The organism is Tateyamaria sp. LSS28 (assembly GCF_059611725.1).
On sequence record NZ_JCAPFI010000005.1, the window covers coordinates 216,152 to 234,751 of the forward strand.

At 59.9% G+C, this 18,600-nt stretch carries 16 protein-coding genes; 4 read left to right on the forward strand and 12 right to left on the reverse strand.

Going from position 1 to position 18,600, the window contains the following annotated elements:
• Window positions 1-22 precede the first annotated feature (22 nt).
• Window positions 23-2,710, reverse strand: coding sequence for an aconitate hydratase AcnA (gene acnA / locus AC53L6_RS16710; protein ID WP_496908674.1), 2,688 nt, complete (start codon window positions 2,708-2,710; stop codon window positions 23-25).
• Window positions 2,711-2,961: 251 nt separating this feature from the next.
• On the opposite strand from acnA, the gene AC53L6_RS16715 reads away from it, so the two are divergent.
• Window positions 2,962-3,654 carry a DUF1223 domain-containing protein gene (locus tag AC53L6_RS16715; RefSeq protein ID WP_496908675.1) on the forward strand — a complete coding sequence of 231 codons (693 nt, stop codon included), beginning with the start codon at window positions 2,962-2,964 and terminating at the stop codon, window positions 3,652-3,654.
• Between the two features lie 7 nt (window positions 3,655-3,661).
• On the opposite strand, the gene AC53L6_RS16720 is transcribed toward AC53L6_RS16715, so the two are convergent.
• The 6 genes from AC53L6_RS16720 to purB all read right to left on the reverse strand — a co-directional run bounded on the left by AC53L6_RS16720 (window position 3,662) and on the right by purB (window position 9,039).
• On the reverse strand, window positions 3,662-4,558 hold the full coding sequence (locus AC53L6_RS16720) for a lysophospholipid acyltransferase family protein (RefSeq protein ID WP_496908676.1): 897 nt from the start codon (window positions 4,556-4,558) through the stop codon (window positions 3,662-3,664).
• Window positions 4,559-4,583: 25 nt separating this feature from the next.
• Window positions 4,584-5,441 carry a DMT family transporter gene (locus AC53L6_RS16725; RefSeq protein ID WP_496908677.1) on the reverse strand — a complete coding sequence of 286 codons (858 nt, stop codon included), beginning with the start codon at window positions 5,439-5,441 and terminating at the stop codon, window positions 4,584-4,586.
• Window positions 5,442-5,574: 133 nt separating this feature from the next.
• A complete protein-coding gene (locus tag AC53L6_RS16730; RefSeq protein WP_496908678.1) occupies window positions 5,575-6,654 on the reverse strand; it encodes a flagellar motor switch protein FliG in 1,080 nt (359 codons plus the stop codon).
• A 71-nt stretch (window positions 6,655-6,725) separates the two neighbouring features.
• Window positions 6,726-7,331, reverse strand: coding sequence for a tetratricopeptide repeat protein (locus AC53L6_RS16735; RefSeq protein WP_496908679.1), 606 nt, complete (start codon window positions 7,329-7,331; stop codon window positions 6,726-6,728).
• 86 nt (window positions 7,332-7,417) lie between these two features.
• Window positions 7,418-7,582: a carbohydrate-binding module family 14 protein gene (locus AC53L6_RS16740; RefSeq protein WP_299206715.1), complete on the reverse strand. Its 165-nt coding sequence runs from the start codon at window positions 7,580-7,582 to the stop codon at window positions 7,418-7,420.
• Window positions 7,583-7,731: 149 nt separating this feature from the next.
• Complete coding sequence (gene purB, locus AC53L6_RS16745) at window positions 7,732-9,039, reverse strand: adenylosuccinate lyase (RefSeq protein WP_496908680.1); 1,308 nt, start codon at window positions 9,037-9,039, stop codon at window positions 7,732-7,734.
• 81 nt (window positions 9,040-9,120) lie between these two features.
• On the opposite strand from purB, the gene AC53L6_RS16750 reads away from it, so the two are divergent.
• From AC53L6_RS16750 to AC53L6_RS16760, 3 genes are all read left to right on the forward strand, one after another.
• Window positions 9,121-9,453, forward strand: a complete 333-nt coding sequence (locus tag AC53L6_RS16750; protein ID WP_496908681.1) for a hypothetical protein — start codon at window positions 9,121-9,123, stop codon at window positions 9,451-9,453.
• Entirely contained in the window at window positions 9,443-9,850 is a 408-nt protein-coding gene (locus AC53L6_RS16755; protein ID WP_496908682.1) for a DUF6314 family protein, read from the forward strand. The genes AC53L6_RS16750 and AC53L6_RS16755 overlap by 11 nt, the downstream gene beginning before the upstream one ends.
• A 91-nt stretch (window positions 9,851-9,941) precedes the next feature.
• The gene (locus tag AC53L6_RS16760; protein ID WP_496908683.1) at window positions 9,942-10,541 is read left to right on the forward strand and encodes a biotin transporter BioY; all 600 of its coding nucleotides are present in this window, start codon (window positions 9,942-9,944) and stop codon (window positions 10,539-10,541) included.
• A 95-nt stretch (window positions 10,542-10,636) separates the two neighbouring features.
• Here AC53L6_RS16760 and AC53L6_RS16765 read toward each other — a convergent pair whose 3' ends face one another.
• From AC53L6_RS16765 to AC53L6_RS16785, 5 genes are all read right to left on the reverse strand, one after another.
• A complete protein-coding gene (locus AC53L6_RS16765) occupies window positions 10,637-11,872 on the reverse strand; it encodes a bifunctional alpha/beta hydrolase/OsmC family protein (RefSeq protein ID WP_496908684.1) in 1,236 nt (411 codons plus the stop codon).
• 177 nt (window positions 11,873-12,049) lie between these two features.
• On the reverse strand, window positions 12,050-13,357 hold the full coding sequence (locus AC53L6_RS16770) for a tryptophan 7-halogenase (protein WP_496908685.1): 1,308 nt from the start codon (window positions 13,355-13,357) through the stop codon (window positions 12,050-12,052).
• Window positions 13,358-13,359: 2 nt separating this feature from the next.
• Window positions 13,360-15,501, reverse strand: coding sequence for a CTQ-dependent lysine 6-oxidase LodA (gene lodA / locus AC53L6_RS16775; RefSeq protein ID WP_496908686.1), 2,142 nt, complete (start codon window positions 15,499-15,501; stop codon window positions 13,360-13,362).
• The gene (locus AC53L6_RS16780; protein WP_496908687.1) at window positions 15,502-16,578 is read right to left on the reverse strand and encodes an NAD(P)/FAD-dependent oxidoreductase; all 1,077 of its coding nucleotides are present in this window, start codon (window positions 16,576-16,578) and stop codon (window positions 15,502-15,504) included.
• Window positions 16,578-18,527, reverse strand: coding sequence for a LodA/GoxA family CTQ-dependent oxidase (locus tag AC53L6_RS16785; protein WP_496908688.1), 1,950 nt, complete (start codon window positions 18,525-18,527; stop codon window positions 16,578-16,580). Before AC53L6_RS16785 ends, AC53L6_RS16780 begins: the two co-directional genes overlap by 1 nt.
• Window positions 18,528-18,600: the final 73 nt, after the last annotated feature.

Genomic DNA, 18,600 nt, shown 5'->3' on the forward strand with positions numbered 1-18,600 from the left:
TTCTGGTAGTATAAAATCCGGCTTACGCGGCAGATGCAAGGTTGCGCAGTACGTAGTGCAGAACGCCGCCATGTTCGATGTATTCGATCTCGATCGCGGTATCGATCCGGCATTTCAGCATGATCTCGTGCACTGTGCCGTCCGCTTTGGTGATGGTGCAGGGCACCTCTTGCAAGGGTTGGATCGTGTCGAGACCTGAGATGCTGACCGTTTCGTCACCGGTTAGGCCCAGCGTTTTGCGGGTGTCACCGTTTGTGAATTCGAACGGGATCACGCCCATGCCAACGAGGTTTGAGCGATGGATACGTTCGAAGCTTTCCGCGATGACTGCCTTGACGCCCAGCAGGGCTGTGCCCTTAGCCGCCCAGTCGCGTGAGCTGCCTGCGCCGTATTGTTCGCCACCGAAGATCACCAGCGGAGTGCCGTTTTCCTGGTGCGCCATGGACGCATCGAAGATCGAGGTCTGTTCGCCATCGGGGCCCTTGGTATAGCCGCCTTCGACGCCATCCAGCATCTCGTTCTTTATGCGGATGTTCGCGAAGGTGCCGCGCATCATGATCTCGTGGTTGCCGCGACGGCTACCGTACGAGTTGAACTCGCGCGGGGCGACCTGGCGGTCGGTCAGGTAGCGGCCCGCGGGCGTGCTTTCCTTGAACGATCCAGCAGGCGAGATGTGGTCAGTGGTGATCATGTCACCGAGGACGGCCAGAACCTTGGCCCCTTCGATGTTGGTGATCACACCCGGTTCGGGTGACATGTTCTGGAAGTAGGGTGGGTTCTGGACATAGGTGGACGTCGGGGGCCAATCATAGGTTTTCTGATCGGTCGTTTCCACGTCCTGCCATTTCTCGTCCCCTTTGAAGACGTCTGCGTATTTGGTCAGGAATGCCTCGCGCGTGACCGTCGCTTCGACCAGTTCGGCGATTTCCTGGCTGGAGGGCCAGATGTCTTTGAGGAAGACATCGTTGCCGTCCTTGTCCTGTCCCAGCGGTTCCGATGTCAGATCTATGTCTAGCGTGCCTGCCAGTGCATAGGCCACTACGAGGGGCGGGGAGGCGAGGTAGTTGGCGCGCACGTCGGGCGAAATGCGCCCTTCGAAGTTGCGATTGCCCGACAGGACCGAGGTGGCGACCAGATCGCCGTCTGCAATGGCTTTGCTGAGTTCGGCCTGGATGGGGCCGGAATTGCCGATACAGGTGGTGCATCCATAGCCCACGAGGTTGAAACCGATCTTGTCGAGGTCTTCTTGGAGACCCGCAGCCTCAAGATAGGCCGACACAACCTGTGACCCCGGCGCGAGTGAGGTTTTGACCCATGGTTTGCGGTCCAGACCCAGCGCCGCCGCCTTGCGTGCCACAAGGCCCGCACCGATCATCACATAGGGGTTCGACGTGTTGGTGCAGGAGGTGATCGAGGCGATCACGACCTTGCCTGATTCCATGGTGTAGTCTTCGCCGTCCACGGCGACTTCTTTGCCCATGGGGCGCTTGAAGGTCTCTTCCATTTCCTTGTGGAAGGCGGTTTTGGCGTCCGTCAGTGCCACGTAATCCTGCGGGCGTTTTGGCCCCGAGATGGCAGGCACGATTGTGCCCATGTCGAGGTGCAGGGTGTCGGTGTAAATCGGGGCGTAGTCATCGCCGCGCCAGAACCCGTTTTCCTTGGCATAGGCTTCGACCAGCGCGATGCGCGCCTCGTCCCGGCCCGTGTTGCGCAGGTAGCGCAGGGTTTCGTTGTCGATTGGGAAAAATCCGCAGGTGGCACCGTACTCGGGGGCCATGTTTGCGATCGTGGCCCGGTCGGCCAGCGGCAGGCGGTTCAGGCCTTCGCCGTAGAATTCGACGAATTTGCCTACGACGCCCTTGGCACGCAGCATTTCGACCACCTTGAGCACGAGATCAGTGCCTGTGGTGCCCTCGACCATGGAGCCTGTCAGTTCAAATCCGATCACTTCGGGGATGAGCATTGAGATCGGTTGACCCAGCATGGCGGCCTCGGCTTCGATCCCGCCGACGCCCCAGCCCAGAACGGCGGCGCCGTTGACCATGGTGGTGTGGCTGTCGGTGCCGACCAGCGTGTCAGGGTAGGCCACTTCGTTGCCGTCTTGGTCGGTGTCGGTCCAGACGGTTTGCGCCAGATATTCAAGGTTCACCTGGTGGCAGATGCCGGTGCCGGGCGGCACGACGCGGAAGTTGTTGAACGCCGACTGGCCCCATTTGAGGAAGGTGTACCGCTCCATGTTGCGCTCGTATTCGCGGTCCACGTTCATTTGGAAGGCGCGAGGGTTGCCGAATTCGTCGATCATGACCGAGTGGTCGATGACCAGGTCGACGGGGTTCAGCGGGTTGATCTTTTCCGGATCACCACCGAGGGCCACAAGGCCGTCGCGCATGGCGGCAAGGTCCACAACGGCGGGCACGCCGGTAAAGTCCTGCATCAGCACGCGGGCCGGGCGGTAGGCAATCTCGCGGGGGTTCTTGCCGCCCTTGGCACCCCATTCGGCGAACGCCTTGATGTCATCGACGCTGACGGTCTTGCCGTCCTCAAACCGCAGCATGTTTTCCAGCACTACCTTGAGCGCGGCAGGCAGGTTCGCAAAGTCTCCCAGACCCGCGTCCGTGGCTGCGGGGATCGAATAATAGTCGATGGATTGATCGCCAACGGTCAGCGTCTTGCGCGTCTTTGCGGTGTCTTGACCTACGGTGATGGGCATGGGCTATCTTCCTTTCCTGAAACGGATGGGGCAATGACTTGGGTTTGTCATGCCCTGAAACGATGTCTGCGATCAACTGCATTTAGGGGGTGTGCAACGATTTTGTATACCATTGCATACAGTTTCTGTGCGCATTGTCGTGATCCAGCTGTCACATACGCTCAACAAACCTTGATTGGTGAATCGTGAAAGTCTTTCATAATTAGGCGGTACAGTTCAAAACCGAACCAAACAGGTAGTGCGCCCCCTTGATGCATCGTTTGATCCCCGTTGCCCTCGCGGCATTTGCAAGTCTGATCAGTCCCGCGGCAGCGCAGTCGCCCGTGGTGGTCGAACTGTTCACCTCGCAGGGGTGTTCGTCATGCCCCCCGGCTGACAAGCTGATGCATGAGCTGGCCAAGCGGGACGATGTCATCGCCCTGGCGCTGCACGTGGACTACTGGGACTACATCGGCTGGAAGGACGAGTTTGCGGACCCGGCTTATGCCAAGCGTCAGCGCGGTTACGCTGTTGAGGCAGGGCGCCGGTCTGTCTACACCCCGCAGATGATCATCAACGGTCAGACCGATATCGTTGGCGCACGCCCCATGGAATTGTCGCGTTTGATTATGGAATATGCGGAAAAGTCGACGCCCGTTTCATTGGAAGTTACCCGCGATGGCGAAAGCGTGCAGATCGTCGCCCAGAGCAGCGCGTCAAACGGTCCACTGGTTGTGCAGATGCTGCGCTATACGCCGGAACGGACGGCGCGCATCACGCGGGGTGAGAACGCGGGCCACACCATTTCCTATGCCAATGTGACCGAGGATTGGAAAATTCTGCAGGAATGGGATGGCATTACCGACCTGAGCATCAAAGCGGATGCGCCCGGCGAAAAGCCACTGGTCGTCATGGTTCAGAAGGGGCTGAGTGGTCCCATTCTGGCGGCGGCACAACTCAGATAGTCACAGTTCAGCGGATTTTGACACGCCAGCGGCGTGCAACCCAAAGCCATTGGTCAGGATGCGCTTGGATCTGGGCGCTGATACTGTCGTTCATGGCTTGCGTCATTGTTGTCGGATCAGAGTGTGGAATTGGGCTCTCCATCACGCAATCAAAGGTCAACCCGTCCGCATTCCGAATACCATAAAACGGGATCAGCAATGCGTTGTAGCGAAGGGCCAGTTCCGCCGCTGAAACTGCTGTGTGGGCCGGGTGTCCGAGAAAATCCAGGACTGGTGCCTGAAACACGTGCTGGTCGAAGAGAAGAACCAGTTGGCCGCCTGCTTTCAGATGGCGGACGAACCCTGCCGTACCCTTGCGTCCTTGCGGAAAGACCGGCCCGCCAAAGGCTTGCATGGTGCGTACATAGTGAGCGTTGAAATATGGGTTCGACATGTCGCGGTAGAGCCCGCCCACTTTAAACCCGCGCCCGACAAGCGATGCGCGTAGCGCTTCGTAATTTCCGAAATGTCCCGTGACGAGGATAACGGGCTGTCCTGTTTCAGCGGCTTGGACCATCGCGTCAAATCCAGAGCCGGTTATGGGAGTGTCTTTCTGACGTTCCAGTAGGATGCGCGTCGAATAGTTTTCGATCAGGGTGCGCCCGACATTTTCAAGGCTGTCGCGTGCAATACGCCGTTGTTCGGCAGGTGAGAGATGCGGCATCGCAAATGCAACATGTTCAAAAGCACGCCGATTGAAACCTGCCGGAGGTCCCACCACGCGCGACATGATCCATCCCATGAAGGGCACGCGCCAGCGATAGGGCAATGCCAGAGCCGCGCCGATACACGTGCGCGCCACCGCGTTGGTGGCGAGGTAGGCAAGCTTGACGCGCCAGGGCAGGTCTTCGGGATCGTATCGCATTGAGGTCCGTGTTCTGGGCGTGCCGTCAGTTGGCCCGCGTTTCCCGATGCCAGACATAAATCCCGGCCCCCGCGATCACAAGCGCGCCAATAAGCGTCGGCGCGTCAGGCCACTCATCGAACAGGAGCATTCCCCAGATCACCGCTGTGATCAGGCCAACGTAGTTGAATGGTGCCAGCAGTCCGGCCTCGGCCTGCGACAGGGCGCGGATCAGCATCAACTGTCCCATCGTTCCAAAGATGCCGATCACCCCGAGCAGCGCGATGGAGTTAAGGGTCGGCACGGTCATGTGAAAGGGGACAAGACCGCTGATAATCACCGACCCGATCAGCCCAGTATAGAACAGGGAGGTCCAGACATCTTCATCCGGGCCGACACGTCGCGTGATCAGCGTGTAGCTGGCAAAGCAGAAGGCGGCGACAAGCGGAAGAAGGGCGGCGGGTTGAAATACGTCCGTTCCGGGCCGAATGATGATCAGTGCGCCGACAAGTGCGGCCACAATGGCGCCGATGCGGCGTGGTCCCAGCGTTTCACCCAGAAACAGCGCCCCGCCGAGCGTGATCAACACCGGGTTCAGGGCCATGACTGCGGTCGCTTCGGCCAGACCGATATGGCCGAGGGCCGAAAAGAAAAAGAACGTGGCCAGCATCAGCAGGACGGACCGCGCGATTTGCAACTTGGGATACCGGCTGCGCACCACCCGTCGCAAACGGGGCGCGATCAGTATCAGCACAATCAGCATTTGCCCGGCATAGCGCGCCCACAAGGCGGGTAGGGTGCCTGTGGCGGGGGAGACCGCCTTCACCGCCACGTCCATTATCCCAAAGCAGATGATGGCGGTGATGGTTAGGAGGATTGCACGGGATGGATTTGGCGATTGCATCCGTGCCGCTTACGCGGTGCCGTAATCGGTGTCGAGTGCGTGACTGCGCGGCAAAGTTGGCGCGGGCCGAACATTGCGTCGGGCGGTTTTGCGTGGTGGTGCTGAGGCGAGATGAGGGAGACGGGTGTTGACCTTAATCTTCTTCCTCTTGGGTGATCAGCATCAGGTCGCCGCTTGCTTCCATATCGCGGATCGCTTTGACAACATTGCCCATGGCCGTTTCGACATCTGCCGGTTTTGGCGTACCTGCTTCCTCCACTTCTTCGCGCATCTGATCTGCCATGCGGGCAGACATGTTGGTCAGGACAAACTCGACCGATGTGTCGAGCCCCATGGCAGGTGCGCCGGCAAAGGCCATGATCAGATCATCCTGTTCCACATTGCGCAGGATGCGCGGCACATCGCGCGGCTCAATCCGGGTCGGGATGTTTTCGAAGGTGAAGATGGCCTTGCGAACGGCTGTCGCGAAACCTTCATCCGTTTCCTCCAGCCCGGCCAGCATCTCGTCCCGTGTGGTCGAGGTCGAGGAGTTCAGGATCGCGCCGACACGTTCGACGGGCCCGTTGTCAAAGGCGCGTAGCGGCTGTGCCTCCATTTGCGTGGCCAGCGACAGGCCGATCCGTTCTACCGCCTCAGGCGTCACTGCCCCGGTCTGTGACACGGCGTAGGTAATCTGGCGTGCGCGCGGACCGGGCAGAAGACCCAGAAGCTGCGCCGCCTTGGTCACATCCAGCTTCGACAGCATGACAGCTGCGATTTCGACGGCTTCTTCTTCCAGCACAGGCAACAACGTGTCTGGCCCCATCTCGCGGATGCGCTGCCAGGGATCGCCGCCGCGTTTCACACCAGCCTCCTTGCGCAGGCGTGCCGCTGTTTGTGCGCTGATCTTGCCATCGAGCGCATCCAGCGCGCCCGCCATGCTGCCCGGCAGGCTGAGGCCAATCCGCTCAACCTCTTCGGCAAATTCGGCCGCCACCAGCTGCAACGTGTCGCGATCGACCACACGCATGGACCCCATCGCTTTGGTCAGGTGGGCCTGCAGGTCTTCTGGCAGTTCTTCGAGAGGGATATCCGCGCCTTCGTTCAGAAGCAGGCGCACCACGATGGCAGCCTTGGCCCGACGAGACAGCGAGGGGGGCGTGCGGGTAGAAGAGAAACCGCCACCCTGCTGCACCGGGGCAGGGGTGGCGGACACGGGTACCAGATCAGTCATGTCCTGCCTCGAAACGATTTGATGTCGTTGTGGCAGGCAAAGGTTGAGAATCCCTCAACCCCGACCCGGGATCAGTAGTTGTAGGTTGTCCCGCTTTCGATGGCGTCGCGCAGGCTTTGCTCGGCCCAGGTGCCGGCACCGCCGCGCGCCTGGATTTCGCGCAATTGGGTCAGGGCGGCAACCTTGTCCCCTTCGACGACCTTGCCTTGGCCCATATAGGACCGGGCCAGGATGTTGTCGGGGTTCGCGTCGATGGCTTGCTGGTAGTAGACGTTCGCCAGTTCAAGCTGGCCGGTTTTGCGCGCCGTGAAGCCGCGATAGGTCAGCACCCGGTCTTCCGCTTGGTCGGGCATCTGGTCGAGCACGGTGTTGGCTTCGTTGTAGCGCCCCGCATAGGCCAGTTCACGCACAGCTTTGTAGAGCTCATCCGCATCCAGATAGGATGTCTTGTCGGGGCGCACGCATTTGCCGATCGCCGCGTCCCACACACCGTTCACGGGCTGCGAAAAGCGAACATAGGCTTTCTTGTCGGGATCCCATTGGCGCACCTGCAGACAGTTCTGTGTGGTTTCGGTTTTCTTGGGCTTTGCATTGTCGTTGCCGCCGGCGGCAAAGCTGCTTGTGGGCAAGGCCAGCGGAAGGGCGATGGCCGTGGTCAGGATCAAGGTGCGCAGCATGGGAAGTCTCCGTATTGGATGCGTCGGGTATGATGCAGAGACAACCCGGCGCCTCCGATTTTTATGCGATCACGAAATCGTGAGCGTTATCCGGTCGTGGCCACGCAGCTGTTGGTGTCCGCATCGTAGACAGTGCCAGACGCGCAGGACATCGCTTGCTGTTCGTGTTTGCCATAGTTGCAGCCCATGGCGAGTGTGAGCGTGGGGGCGAGGGTGAACGCCAGTGCCACCACAAGGGTCTTGGTCTTCATCTGTCCTCTCCTTTATCTTGGGTGGACAAAGGGTAGGGCACAGATGCCGTTCCGCAAAACAAAAACGAGGTAAGGCGCATCCTGATGCGCCTTATTGCATGCTGTGTGATCAAAAATGAGTAAGGCGGACGTGTCGTCCGCCCCGCAGGTCAACCTTCGGCAAACACCCGGGCAAAGATCGTGTCGACATGCTTGGTGTGATAGCCAAGGTCGAACTTTTCCTCGATCTCTTCGGGGCTCAGCGCGGCCGTCACGTCGGCATCGCCCAGCAATTCCTCTTTGAAATCTGTACGATGTTCCCAGACCTTCAACGCGTTGCGCTGCACCAGGGTATAGGCATCCTCGCGGCTGACACCGGCTTGGGTCAGGGCAAGCAGCACACGCTGGCTCATCATCAGGCCGGGGAACTTGTTCATGTTGTCCAGCATGTTCTCGGGGAAGATCAGCATCTTGTCGACAACGCTGGTCAGGCGGGCAAGGGCAAAGTCGAGCGTGATGGTGGCATCTGGGCCGATCATCCGTTCCACCGACGAATGGCTGATGTCGCGCTCGTGCCAAAGGGCCACGTTTTCCATCGCCGGGATCACGGCAGAGCGGACCATGCGGGCGAGGCCCGTCAGGTTTTCCGTCAGAACCGGGTTCTTCTTGTGCGGCATGGCTGATGAACCCTTTTGGCCCATCGAGAAGAACTCGGCCCCTTCCAGCACCTCGGTCCGCTGCATATGGCGGATTTCGACGGCGACGTTCTCGATGGAGGAGGCAACAACGCCCAAAGTTGCGAAGAACGCGGCGTGACGGTCACGGGGGATGACTTGCGTGCTGATCGGTTCGGGGACGAGACCCAGCTTGTCGCACACATGTTCTTCGACAGCAGGGTCGATATTGGCAAAGGTGCCAACGGCACCGCTGATGGCGCCCGTTGCAATCTCGGCCCGCGCATCGCGCACCCGGGACAGGTTGCGGTCCATTTCGGCATAGAAGCGGGCAAAGGTCAGGCCCATTGTCGTCGGCTCGGCGTGGATGCCGTGGCTGCGTCCGATGCGGGGGGTATCCTTGTGCTCGAACGCGCGGCGTTTGAGGGCGGCGAGCAACCCTTCGAGATCGGCAATCAGAACGTCGGCGGCACGAGTGAGTTGGACGTTGAAACAGGTATCAAGTACGTCCGAGCTGGTCATGCCCTGGTGGACGAACCGCGCTTCATCACTGCCCACATGTTCGGCCAGGTGCGTGAGGAAGGCGATCACGTCGTGCTTGGTCACCGCTTCGATCTCGTCAATGCGGGCGACGTCGAACTCGACATCCTTGGCTTTCCACACGGCTTCGGCATTTTCGCGGGGGATCACGCCCAGATCGGCCATGGCGTCACAGGCGTGGGCCTCGATCTCGTACCAGATGCGGAACTTGGTGGCCGGGTCCCAGATCGCAACCATGTCGGGGCGGGAATAACGTGGGATCATGGGGCACCTTTTTGTGACTGTCGGATATCGTGCCGCGTCCTTAGACTGAGGCCCGACGAACGACAAGACGAAGGCCCCCATATGAGACGCTTTGCCCTGATCTTGACCCTGATGGGCAGTCCTGCTGCTGCCGAGGATTGGGAGGCGATGACGGGCGAGCAGATTCGCGACGCCCTGACCGGGCGCACGCTGGCCTATCCTGACACCACGCAGGATTTTCGCATGTCAGGTCGGACCCTTTATATATTCAAGGGGCGTGAAAGCTGGGGATATTGGCGCATCGAAGATGATCGGTACTGCAGTCAATGGCCGCCGAATGACATGTGGTCCTGCTACACGATGGATCGCAAGAATGACATGTTGCGCTTTGTTGGGCAGGACGGAGATATCACGGAAGCCAGCTATGCCGACTGATCGTAAGTTGGCAGATTTTGCCGGTGAGTGGGCCATCGAACGCACGATCACGCCCACGGTCGGGCCTGCGGCCCGCTTTGAAGGAACAGCCCGATGGGTGCCTGTGTCAGATGGGTTGGACTATTTCGAAAGAGGTGTCTTGCAGATGGAAGGTGCCGCCCCGATGCAGGCGGAGCGCAAGTACCACTGGAAAAAAGATCTGTCCGTATTCTTTGGCGATGGGCGTTTCTTTCACAGGGTGCCGTGCTCGGGCGGTCGGACCGAGCACTTTTGTGATCCGGACACTTATGTCGGAACCTATGATTTCACGGCCTGGCCTTCATTCAATGTGACGTGGAACGTGAGTGGACCGCGCAAGGGCTACATCAGTGTGACGCGATTCAGCAGGAAAGTCTGACGTGATGGCAAACATCGGCTTTGCGCTTGCAGAAAATGTCCGGCCTTGGCACAACACGCCCACTTCTTTTTGTCCTGACAGGTGAGGCTTCATGGAATCGACGTGGAATAACAAGGTGCTGAGCGATATGTTCGGCGCGACAGAGGGCACGGCGCTGCGCATCAAGCAGGCGGCCCTAGTGGTGCTGGGCATTGCATTTCTTGCAGTTGCAGCAAAAATCAAGGTGCCAATGTGGCCCGTTCCGATCACGATGGGGACCTTTGCCGTTCTGACCATTGGCGCGGCCTATGGCGCGCGCCTGGGTCTGGTCACGATCATTGGCTACATGATTGTCGGCGCGCTTGGCTTTGACGTCTTTGCCGGATCGTCGGCAGAGAAATTTGGCCTGACCTACATGATGGGCGGCACAGGCGGCTACCTGGTTGGATATGTGATGGCGACCGTTGCGCTGGGCGCACTGGCCCAACGCGGTTGGGACCGGTCGGTGCTGTGGATGGCGCTGGCGATGCTGATCGGCAACGTGCTGATCTACGTGCCGGGCCTTGCGTGGCTGGGTCAGCTTTACGGCTGGGACAAGCCGATCCTTGAGTGGGGTCTGACACCGTTCCTGATCGGTGATGCGCTGAAGCTGGCGCTGGCCGCTCTGGTTCTGCCGGCGGCATGGAAACTGGTGGGCCGCGCACGCGGCTGATCACTCTCCTGATCCAAATGAGAGGCGCGGTTCCTGACGGGTCCGCGCCTCACTTCATTCTTGGGTTCAGATTGCCGGTCTGAGCCCGTAAAGGGTTAGGTGATCTCCAAGACCTCACCCACGGGCGCGAGTTCAGTCAAAACCTTAGAGGTTCGCTCTAACGTTCTGTGAACAGGGCATTTATCTGCGATTTCAAGTAGTCTTTGCCGCTGTGCATCGTCCAGTCGGCCGGTCAGGCTGATCCGACGTTTCCATTCGTCGATCTTGTCGCCAGAACCTGTTCCTGCGTCCTGCGCATGCACTTTGTTGTGGCTGACATCGACATGGACATGATCCAGCGGCCATTCCTTGCGGCGCGCATACATGCGGATGGTCATGGACGTACAGGCTGCCAGACCGGCCGACAGCAGGCCATAGGGCGACAGACCCTGATTGGTGCCGCCATAGGCGCGGGGTTCATCCGCGAGGATGTGGTGGCGCGTTCCGTGGGTGATGTCCTGCAGGAACCCCTTTGGATCGGCTTCCGAGCTGCGCACCACGCCTTCGGGTGCGCCGATGGGCGGGGCGGGTGGTTTGAGCTGCAGGTACTTCTTGGCCCAAGTGGCGATGATGTCAGCGGCATATTCGGCATGTTCGGCCTTGGTCACCAAGTGATCGGCGTCGTCCAGAGTCACAAAGCTCTTGGGATGTTTGGCGGCGAGGAATATCTCGCTCGCGTTGTCGATGCTGACGATCGTGTCGCGCGGGGCGTGCAGAACCAGAAGGGCGGCGTTGAGCCGTGCGATGGCAGGTTGCAGGGCTTCGTCGGTCACGTCCTCGACAAAGCCTTTGCCGATGCGGAAGGGACGGCCACCCAGGTTCACCTCGGCTTCCCCTTGCGCGATGATCTCGGGCAGGGCGTCAGAGAAGTTGTGCGTCACATGTTCGGGGTCGAAAGGCGCACCAAGGGTTGCGACAGCCTTGATCTGGTCCAGCCGTGCGGTTGCCTTGAGCACGGCTGCGCCGCCAAGCGAATGGCCAATCATCAAGGTGGGTGGCAAGCCTCGCCCGTCGAGATATGCGACGGCTTGCACAAGGTCTTCGACATTCGAGGTGAAGGATGTGTTGGCAAACTCACCTTCGCTGTGGCCCAAACCGGTAAAATCAAAGCGCAGCACGGCGATGCCCATCGTGGTCAACCGCGCCGCAATCCGGCGCGCGGCCGGGATATCCTTGCCGCAGGTAAAACAGTGAGCAAAGACGGCTGTGGCCAGATGTGGCCCGTCGGGCATGTCGAGCCGGGCGTCGAGGGTTCCGGCATGACCGGGGAATGTGATGCGTTCAGTGGGCATGTGTAGTCTCCTTGACTGGGAGAATGGGGCAGGTTGGCTTGTGAGAGAAGGGGCGTGACACAGTTCTCACGCACAGGTGTTGCCGTGACATATGGTGTGCCATCTGGAACCCGAGCCGCGCGGGTGAGAAGCTGCGTGCAAACGGGAACGGACAAATGGGGTTTTGCCGGGATAATGTCAGGCTGACGGGGCTGTATCAGCAACAATTGTCAGGTCTTCGATGGCAAGCAGCAGTCGTTCGTCCGGGATGTCGGGAAAGGTCTGGCGGGCCTGTCTGACAAGATCAAGCTGTGATGTCGGCCGTTGCGCTTCGCCTGCAATCCAGCGGGCAACATGGCCCGGCACAAAAAGCGAGGTATCTCCATTGGGAGCGGCGCAAACTCTTGCACCGGGCCCTCTGGTCACCTGCGCAGAGCGGAAGCGCCAGAATGGTGCGTCCGCCCACCTGTCTTCGGTCCTGTAGGTTCGCCAATGTGTTTTCAGATACGCCGCGTGATCCTGGGCCACACCGTCCAGATAGGCGGGTTTCAATGCGCCGGTTCCAAAGAGCCAGTCGGCGGCTACGCGGGCTGCCTGGATGCCGCTGCCGATGGCGTTGGGTATGCCGGAGGACGATAGCGGGTCACGCGCGGCGATTGCATCCCCTGCGGCCACCATGGGGATGTTTGGATCGCCGCGGCTCAGGAGGCCGGAGAAGGCGGGCAGGGTTTCGAGCTGTGATGGCGGTGTCTGACCCGCTTTGATCAGCGGCTTGATATGCTGTGTTTGTGACAGGTGGTCTGCCCACACCTGCGGGTCCGACAGTCGCAAGGCATGTATGCGTTCGGCGTCCGAGAACAGGCACAGAATGGTGTCCCCAGTGGGCAGGGGGGCAGCATACCACCAGCCATCTTCGAAGGCTTCGACGCGTGTCATCTGTCGGGCATCGTCCGCGCGTGGCCAGCGTGTGCTGATGGCCGTCAGCGTGTCGTTGCGTCGTCGGTGCGCCCCGTCCCGCAGTGAAAATCGCGATGTTCGCCCAGCTGCATCGATCACGTAACGCGCGGTCATGACATGATCGCCCAAATCCAGGTGCCAGGCTGCACCATCATGGTGGCAGGCCATGACGCTTGTTTCGGTTTGTAGCGGCACACCCCGCCGCTCTACCTCGTCCGCCATCATTTGTTCAAAACGCTGGCGGTCGAGCGCCCAGCCTGCGCCGTGCAGCGTCAGGATAAAGTCCATGGTGCCAAGCTTGTCGCTGCCCCACGCCGCCTCGCTTCCCAACAAGCTGAGTCTCTGTTCCTGTTCGAACCGGTCCCACAGGTCGAGATATTGCAGCAACCCACGGACGCCCGGTGACAGGGATTCGCCGACTTTCGGCTGTGCATAAGCGCCGCGTTCAAGGACGGTGACAGAGATGTCGGTGCGCTTGCACAGCGTCAGTGCGGCGGCGGTGCCCGCAGGTCCGCCGCCGATGATCGCAACATCGAAGTGCTGATCCACGGTCAGCCCTTGGCTGCCGTGGAGGCCGCGGCTGCCGCTGACGCGATTTCGGTGATGTGCGCCTGCGCCAGTTGTCCGAAGTTCCGTTCGGTTTCAACGATATACGGGACCTCTTCGGTGCCGCGGTTCAGCAGGAAGCCCAGCATGAACCATGAGTCGATCATCTTTTGCGCGGAATCGATGCCGCGTTGGAATTCGACGTTCTGGCCCTGTGGCACAATGGTTTGCCCATCAATGTCGCTGACAAAGGCGTCGAGCACCTGATCCTGCGGCAATTGCGTGCCAGTGGTCACATTGAACGGGCTTTGTGGCGGCCACCAGTAGACATAGAAGGCCGGTGGCACCTCGATCCCCGATCCGTCTGCCAGTTGGTTGACATGGATGTTGGTCAGGTTCGGGGTCTGGACCGTGCATTCGTGGAAGTCGGCCATCCATGGGATTGCCATACGTTTGGTCAGATCGCCGGGTTCACACCCGCCGCCGGCACATTCGTTGTGACCAACGCTCAGGCCCTCTTTCTCGTAATGCTTGGACATCTTGGCGTAGCCGCGTTTGTCATGGGCAAGCTTCAGATGAAGTGGGGCGTCATAGATCAGTGGACTACGCACGCTCCATGTGACCTCGATGCCGGGACTGAACGGTGCACCCACGCAGTTGCTGGCGTCCACCCGGTCCATATGTTCGGTTAGTGACAGCGGGACGGGCTTGTTGGTCGTGAAACGCCCGCATGCCCATTGGTACAGATAGAAATACTGCGTCGGTGACAGCGTTTCGAACTTGTAGATCGGACCAGTATTGGTGACCGAGTTATCGCCGGAATTGAGCGGCATCATTGGCAGGCCTGACAACGTGTCCGGATCATTGTCCTTGAGCGCATAAAGCTGGCCGGGGCCTTTGGACATAGTGGCGTAGAATTCGGCATAGTCCTTAGGCAGAAGGGGCATGCGAAACAGTTCGAAATAACGCATGCGATGATCGGCGTTGCCGTCGCTGGGGTCGCGCATATCGAATTTCGGATTGGCGAAATCATCCATGGTGGGGACGTTGGCCACGTATTTGTACAAGCTCATACGGTCGACAATGGGCTGCACATCCCGTTCGAAATTCACGACATAGTCTGGGTTGAAGCCTTGCAGGGGCGTATAGCCATTGCGTGGGTCCGTTGGCCAATCGCTGGATGTGTCGCCGCCGGGGAAAATGTCGGGCCGCGCATTCCGCTTGCGGATCGCGACGTCGTCCATCGTGTCAGCCAGCGTCGTGATGTTCACGATCTCGGGTGCGTATTTCGGGCTGCCCACGACCAGCCAGGCCGATGATGTGTCGTGCACCGTCCCGTCGGCCATGGTCACACGCGCAAAGACATAGCCGTCCGCGATGTCGTCCCAATAGCCTGCGGCCCCACGGAAGCTGGAGATTTCTGCGCTGCCCGTGACGCGACCAAAGCCACCCAATGCAATCAGGTTGCCCTGCGCATCCATCTTCAACTCGCCCAGCGTGTCAATCTGCTGACCACCATTTGATGGGTCGGGGAAGGACCCGTGCTTGTAGTCTTCAGGGATATTGTAGCGCGAGAAATCAATGCTGGTTTGCGGGGTTGAGATGTGGCGAGGGCCGGGGTCGATGATCAGCTTTTGCCGCTTTTTCCTGCTGGTCACATCCGGGTTGTTCCACGGGACGTGGTTGTTGTCGTAGCTGTTGCTTTCGCCGAATTCGAGGTCACCCAGAAGTTCGGAAAACGTGTACCAGATCGGCTTCTTGTTCGCGACATGGGCCACCCATTCGATCTTGTCGATCTCTGCGTCGTCCAATGACACCTTACGTTCAGCTCCATCGTCATCCTTTTGAAAAACATGGAATTTCGCGGCTTGCCGCTTGATCGCGCCGGTTGCGTCCTTGAACACGGTGACAGGCCCGGCGTCCGGCGTTTCATTGCCCCATTCATCGCAGGCGACGGGCAGGCCACCGGTTTCGGTCGGCGGCAGATAAAAGTCCGTCAAGCTGTTCCCAAGCCGTGCAACGCCAATGCGGGGGTGAATTTCAAATGTGGGCAACTGCGTTCCTCCCAGAAATGTGGAATGATCTGAATAACCATTCGTGAATGCGGCACCTGAATAGGGCCAGCTTGCATATGTGGCAGATTCCACTCAAGCGGGAACTGCTGACGTTTTGCTCTTTTCCAGACCGGCCCGTGCGTGGTGTCGCCAAAACGGTGTGTCAAAGGGTAAAGCGGCGTATTGCAGATGGGTTGTGGCATGCGTGCGTTCGACCGTCCGGGTCAGCAGGGCATCGTATATTTTGGGGGCCTCTGCATCGCCTGAAATCGCATCTGCGGCGGCGTTGCCTGCAAAGAAACCGGCGGATAACGCATTGAAAAGCCCTTGGGATGTGATCGGGTCAAAGGCGGCTGCAGCATCGCCCGTTGCAAGCCATCTGGGGCCAGAGGTGTGATCCAGAACCGCGCTGCGGCAATCCATTGACCGGGGCGGAGTGGATATTCCGTTAAGCGATACAAGCGACAGTGTGTCCTTCACGCTGTCCAGGAAGGCGGTTGGTCTGGCACTGATGCGTTTGGCGGTGGCGGCGTCTGTGACAAACCCGACAGTCCCGCCGGTTTTGTGCGGAACCGTGTACCACCATCCATTCGGCGCGGCTTCGGCCTGCATTGTTACATGTTGCGGCGCGCCCAATTGCCAAAGAACGGCGACCAGTGCGGGCCCGTGCAAAACAGTGGCCTGCTGTCGTCTGGCGATATGGGCCGGGCGACCCGTCGCATCAATCACATAGTCTGCATGCCGTGTTTCTGCTCCTGCGGGTGTTTTCACCATCACACGCCACCCCGTTTCACATGGGTGGCTTTGGGCGACGCGCGCTTTGTGCAGTGTCACGCCCAGATCAAGTGCCCGTTCCGGCATTGCATTGGCGAGCGCGCGGCGGTCGATACCCCAGCCGTGCAAGCCGAGACCTGGATGCGCGCCGTGGGATTGCAGGCCAGCGGCACCCCAATGGCTGACAACATCGCTGATCAACAGCGCGTCCGTCAGAACGTGGCCTAAGCCCAAACGCTGCACAATCTGCGCCGCGCCGTGGGCCAGCAGTTCGCCGCGCGTTTCTGCTATTGTTCCTGATGGGTCGACAACGGTGACGGGTACCTTGCGTTCCGCAAGAGCAATGGCAGCAGCAAGTCCCGCGGGCCCGCCACCGGCAATGAGAACGGCAGGCACTAGACCTCGCCGCGGCCCAGCCGTTCGAAGGTTTGTTCTTCGACGGTGTCCTCGGCGCCTGGCGCAGTGCCCAATGGCGTGGCGGCCTTGTCCTCTTGCGCCTGAAGGGCGACGATATTTTTTGCCAACCTCAGGCTGGGATCACCCTTGGTGAAACTGGGTGAGCGCCCGGTTTCGACAAAGCATGTGTCAGGCAGCCCCACGCCCTCAGGTGGTGTGTGGGCTTCGACCAGACCGGTCATCCACCATTTGTGCACCATGTTGTTGATGCGTGCTGCATAGCCTGTCCCTTGCAGGTCGCGCAGCCAGAAGCGGCGGTTGCTGAAATGGCGCTGTACCTGAAGCGGGGCGAGGTCCGGAGTGGTGGCTATGTTGTAAGCTTCAAGGGGCAGCACTTGGTTTGGGACGCGGGCGCCCCAGAAACTGGGTGAGCTAAGATACAGGCTTGGGGTATAGACAAGACCCGAGTTGCAGGATGCCTCGTCCGTTTGCCATGGCACCCCCATCCAGCGCGTCAGACTGCCTGCCCCGGTTGGTCCCCAGGGGCCATCTGATGCCAGCGCCTGTTCACGGCTGAGCGTCACGCCGTAGTTCTGGAGCACTGGCTCACCCTCGGGCAGGGGACGCAACCGATAGGGTCTTTCGGGGTCCCACATTGAGGCGAGGCGCATGGGCCAGGTCAGTTCGATGCCCGGGTGAAACGGGCCACCCAGACATTCGTGCAACGCGGCGCGATCCAGTTCCCGGGGCTGATCCGCCACGGCGATGTTGTCAAAATCCGGGATTTCGGGGATGCCATCCCAGTCGGCTTCAAAGTCGCCATTCGCCCAGTTTTCGAGGTGCTGATACTGGGTCTTGGTCAGGAACAGATCTTCACGTGCCGGATTGACCAACTCCCCCTCGCGCGGACCATCAGGATACCGATCCCCGTATGTGTCCCCATAGAATGGGGGCAGGGCCGCATGTTTCAGGGCCTCTGTCTTGCTGTTGCGGAACAGATTGAACACGGCCTGCCTGTACTCGGCGCTGGCGTCCGAAGGGTCACCCATCTGCGCAATGATCGCCGGGTCGCGTGCATCCAGCGGTGTCCCTTGACCAGCAAGAAGCAAGATGCCGTCGCACACCCATTGATGCCCGGTCATCCTGTCGAAGATTGGCCAGATGTCGCGGCTGAAACTGGTTCGTTCCGGGGTCGGGAGAGTACCAAGCCCAATGAATAGGTCGCGGACAACGTCGTCCATCGTCACAACACCGAACAGACCTGGGCCAAAGTTTGGGGGCGCAACGATCACGTGGGCGGGCTGCGCCTCGATATCGCGGCCGCCAATGGCGATTGTCGCGCGCACCGGGCCGTCGCATGTGTCGTCGTGCCAGCCATCATTGTTGGCAAATGTGGTTGGTGCTGTGCCGGGCACCAGTGGCTCGGACTTGCCGTGCCCACCGAAAAACAAAAGCCGCCCTTGGTCGTCGGTGCGCAGTTCACCCAGATACACGGGCTTGCCGAAAAAGGTCCCGTCGTCGAAGGCGTCGGACGTTGTGTTGGGACCGCTGACATGGCGTGCGCTGGGCCGAATGCTCAGCCGTTCGCGGTCATCGCTATTGAAATCTGCATTGCGTTTGGGCGGTTCAAACACCTGATCGGGCGGCAGGTCCATGGCGTGCTGGAATTCGTACCACCCGGCCTTGAGATTGGCCACTTCCACCCGCCAGTTGATCTGGGCTTCGGACGCCGTAATTTCGCGCACTTCCCCGGATTTGAGGGTCGCGTACACTCGGAAACGCGCCACCTGGCGTTTGAGGTGACCATGGGCGTCGCGAAAACCATCTGTGTCTTTCGGTGTTTCCCCAATCACCTCGGGGGCAAGGAAATATGCGTCTTTCGCATTCCCGACACGGGCGACACCGATTGCCGGGTGGATTGCGATGCTTTCAATATCGTCGGCGTTCATGTGATCCCCAAAAATAACTTTGCTCGCGTATGAGCGAAAAAAAGCAGTTTCAACCCAACGTAGATTCGGTTGA